The following is a 3,258-nucleotide window of genomic DNA, read 5'->3' on the forward strand; positions in this document are numbered from 1 at the left end:
GGTTTCGTCCGCCGGGGAACGCAGCGCGGCCCGCCTCCCGGGGTGGGGGCGGGCCGCGTGGTGTGGAAGGGGGTTAGAAGGCCGACTCGTCCAGGGTCATCAGGTCCAGGTCCACGCCCTCGGCGAGCTTCCGCTCGGTCGCGACCCCGGGCAGCACCGTCGCCGCGAAGAACTTGGCCGCCGCGATCTTGCCCTCGTAGAACGCCTTGTCCTTGGCCGAGGCCGTCTCCAGCTTCTCGGCGGCCACCGCGGCACCGCGGAGCAGCAGGTAGCCGACGACGACGTCGCCCGAGACCATCAGCAGCCGCGTCGTGTTGAGGCCCACCTTGTAGATGGACTTCACGTCCTGCTCGGTCGCCGCGAGGTCCGTCAGCATGACGCCGACGATGGCCTCCAGCTCGACCGCGGCCTTGGCCAGCTCCTCGCGGGCGCCGGCCAGCGTCTCGCCGCCCGTGCCGAGCGCCAGGAACTTCTTGATCTCCTCGGCGAGGCCGTTCAGCGCCGCGCCCTGGTTCCGGACGATCTTCCGGAAGAAGTAGTCCTGGCCCTGGATCGCGGTCGTGCCCTCGTAGAGGGTGTCGATCTTCGCGTCACGGATGTACTGCTCGATCGGGTACTCCTGGAGGTACCCCGAGCCGCCGAACGTCTGGAGCGACTGCGCCAGCTGCTCGTACGACTTCTCCGAGCCGTAGCCCTTGACGATCGGCAGGAGGAGGTCGTTCAGGGCGTTCAGCGCCGACGCGTCCTCGCCCGCCGCCTCCTTGACCTGGATCTCGTCCTGGACGGCCGCGGTGTGCAGCACGAGCGCGCGCATGCCCTCCGCGTACGCCTTCTGCGTCATCAGGGAGCGCCGCACGTCCGGGTGGTGGGTGATCGTCACCTTCGGCGCGGTCTTGTCCATGAACTGGGCCAGGTCGGGGCCCTGGACGCGCTCCTTGGCGTACTCAAGGGCGTTGAGGTAGCCCGTGGAGAGCGTCGCGATGGCCTTCGTGCCGACCATCATCCGCGCGAACTCGATGATGCGGAACATCTGGCGGATGCCGTCGTGCTTGTCGCCGATCAGCCAGCCCTTGGCGGGGTGCTGGTCGCCGAAGGTCATCTCGCAGGTGTTGGAGGCCTTCAGGCCCATCTTGTGCTCGACGTTCGTGGCGTAGACGCCGTTGCGCTCGCCCAGCTCGCCGGTCTCCCAGTCGAACTCGTACTTCGGTACGAGGAAGAGGGAGAGGCCCTTGGTGCCGGGGCCGTGGCCCTCGGGGCGGGCGAGAACGTAGTGGAGGATGTTCTCCGACATGTCGTGCTCACCAGAGGTGATGAAGCGCTTCACGCCCTCGATGTGCCAGGAGCCGTCCGGCTGCTGCACGGCCTTGGTGCGGCCCGCGCCCACGTCCGAACCGGCGTCCGGCTCGGTCAGGACCATCGTGGAGCCCCACTGCTTCTCGACGGCGATCGAGGCGACCTTCTTCTGCGCCTCGTTGCCCTCCTCGAAGAGGATGCCGGCGAACGCGGGGCCCGACGAGTACATCCACACGGCCGGGTTCGCGCCGAGCAGCAGCTCCGCGTAGCCCCAGATCAGGGAGCGCGGCGCGGTGGTGCCGCCGATCTCCTCGGGCAGGCCGAGGCGCCAGTACTCGGAGTCCATGAAGGCCTGGTAGCTCTTCTTGAAGGACGCCGGGACGGGCGCGGTGTTGGTCTCCGGGTCGAAGACCGGGGGGTTGCGGTCGGCGTCCGCGAAGGACTCCGCCAGCTCGTTCTCGGCGAGGCGGCGCAGCTCCTCCAGGATGCTCTTGGCGGTGTCGACGTCCATCTCCGCGAACGGGCCGGTGCCGTACAGCTTGTCGCGGCCGAGCACCTCGAAGAGGTTGAACTCGATGTCGCGGAGATTCGACTTGTAGTGGCCCATGGCGAAGGCTCCGTAAGCAGGAAAGGGATGGAATACCAGCAAGTAGCTTCGATGATGCTACCCGTCGGTAATAAGGCGCAACCCCTAACCGCCCATCTGTGACTCAGTAGGCTTCCACTCATGTATGGCTATGACCAGAACCCGGGCGCCCAGCAGCAGTACGCTCCGCCGGGCGCGCAGCCGCCGCCGCAGCAGATGCAGGGCATGCCCGGCGGTGGGTACGGCCAGCAGCCTCCCCTCTACCCGGAGCCCTCGCCGCCCTCGCTCGCGGACGCGGTGCGGGCCTTCACGACCGGTTCGATGTCCGCCGAGGACTTCCAGCAGGCCTTCGCGACCTCGAAGGTCTACTGCCCGCGCGGCGACAACCCCGGCTTCCTCGCGCTGCACAACACCCAGCAGCCGGTCATCCCGATGTTCACCTCCCTCAAGGAGCTGCGGCGGTACGCGGGCAAGGACTCCAAGTACTTCGTGATCACGGGTGCGGAGGTCATCGATCTCCTGCCGACGGGGTACGGCTTCGTCCTGGACATGGAGGGCGAGCACCGCATGGTCTTCGACGCGAAGGCCGTGGAGCAGATGGTCGACTTCGCGATGCGGCGCATGTACGGGTGAGGGGGCGGGGCCCTCGGGGTCTCGTCCGGCCGACCCGGATGGGGTAGCGCGGGGGTCGGTTTATCAGATGAACGGGTGACAGGGCGGGCAGGTCGCCTCCGGGTCGTGGACGGACGCGGGGCGGGCGCGGATGCTCTCGGCTATGCCCTCGTCCAGGATCTTGCGCCGTGCGGCCGGCGTGCCGAGCAGTCGTCTCGTCGTCGCCGGCGCCGTTCTCGTGACCGCCGCCGCCATGTGCGGGGCGATGCTTGGCGCGGCGCCGGCCACGGGGGCGACGGAAGCGGTGGCGCGCCCCGGCCCCGCAGGGCCTGCGGGGCCCGTGGGTAACGCTCCTCCCGCCCCTTCCGCGGGCACCGCCTCACCCGGGCCCCCCGCGTCTGCGCCTCGCGGGCCTGCTGGGGCTCTGGGGTCCTCTGCGGGCACCGGTCGGCCGGGCCCTCCTGCGGCGCCTGCGCCTGCCGCGCCCCGTGGGGCCGCCGGGCAGCCCGGGTCCCGTGCGGCTGCCGGGGTTCCTGCGGCGCCTGCGAACCCTGGGCCTGCCGCGCCCTCCGGGTCCCGTGCGGTTGTCGGGCGCCCTGCGGCGCCAGCACCCCGCGCGCATGCCGCGCCTCCTGGGCGCCCCGGGCTTCCTGCGGCAGCCGCGCCTTCCGTACCTCCTGCGGCACCCGGCGCGCCCGGCCCTGGTGGAGCACCACCTGGGCCTCCTGAAGCACCCAGGCCCCCTGGACACCCCGGCCCTCCGGCCC

At 70.4% G+C, this 3,258-nt stretch carries 3 protein-coding genes; 1 reads left to right on the top strand and 2 read right to left on the bottom strand.

Features of this window, described 5'->3' with window-relative positions; translation table 11 throughout:
• Window positions 1–73: 73 nt before the first annotated feature.
• Window positions 74–1,900, bottom strand: a complete 1,827-nt coding sequence (locus GKQ77_RS30505) for an acyl-CoA dehydrogenase (RefSeq protein ID WP_219692359.1) — start codon at window positions 1,898–1,900, stop codon at window positions 74–76.
• Window positions 1,901–2,020: 120 nt separating this feature from the next.
• Between GKQ77_RS30505 and GKQ77_RS30510 the strand changes: the two genes are divergently transcribed.
• Window positions 2,021–2,512, top strand: a complete 492-nt coding sequence (locus tag GKQ77_RS30510; protein ID WP_055563227.1) for an SseB family protein — start codon at window positions 2,021–2,023, stop codon at window positions 2,510–2,512.
• A gap of 63 nt (window positions 2,513–2,575) precedes the next feature.
• Here GKQ77_RS30510 and GKQ77_RS30515 read toward each other — a convergent pair whose 3' ends face one another.
• Window positions 2,576–2,779: a hypothetical protein gene (locus GKQ77_RS30515; RefSeq protein WP_219692360.1), complete on the bottom strand. Its 204-nt coding sequence runs from the start codon at window positions 2,777–2,779 to the stop codon at window positions 2,576–2,578.
• Between the last annotated feature and the right edge of the window lie 479 nt (window positions 2,780–3,258).

Source organism: Streptomyces anatolicus, assembly GCF_019400875.1.
Taxonomy (GTDB): domain Bacteria; phylum Actinomycetota; class Actinomycetes; order Streptomycetales; family Streptomycetaceae; genus Streptomyces; species Streptomyces anatolicus.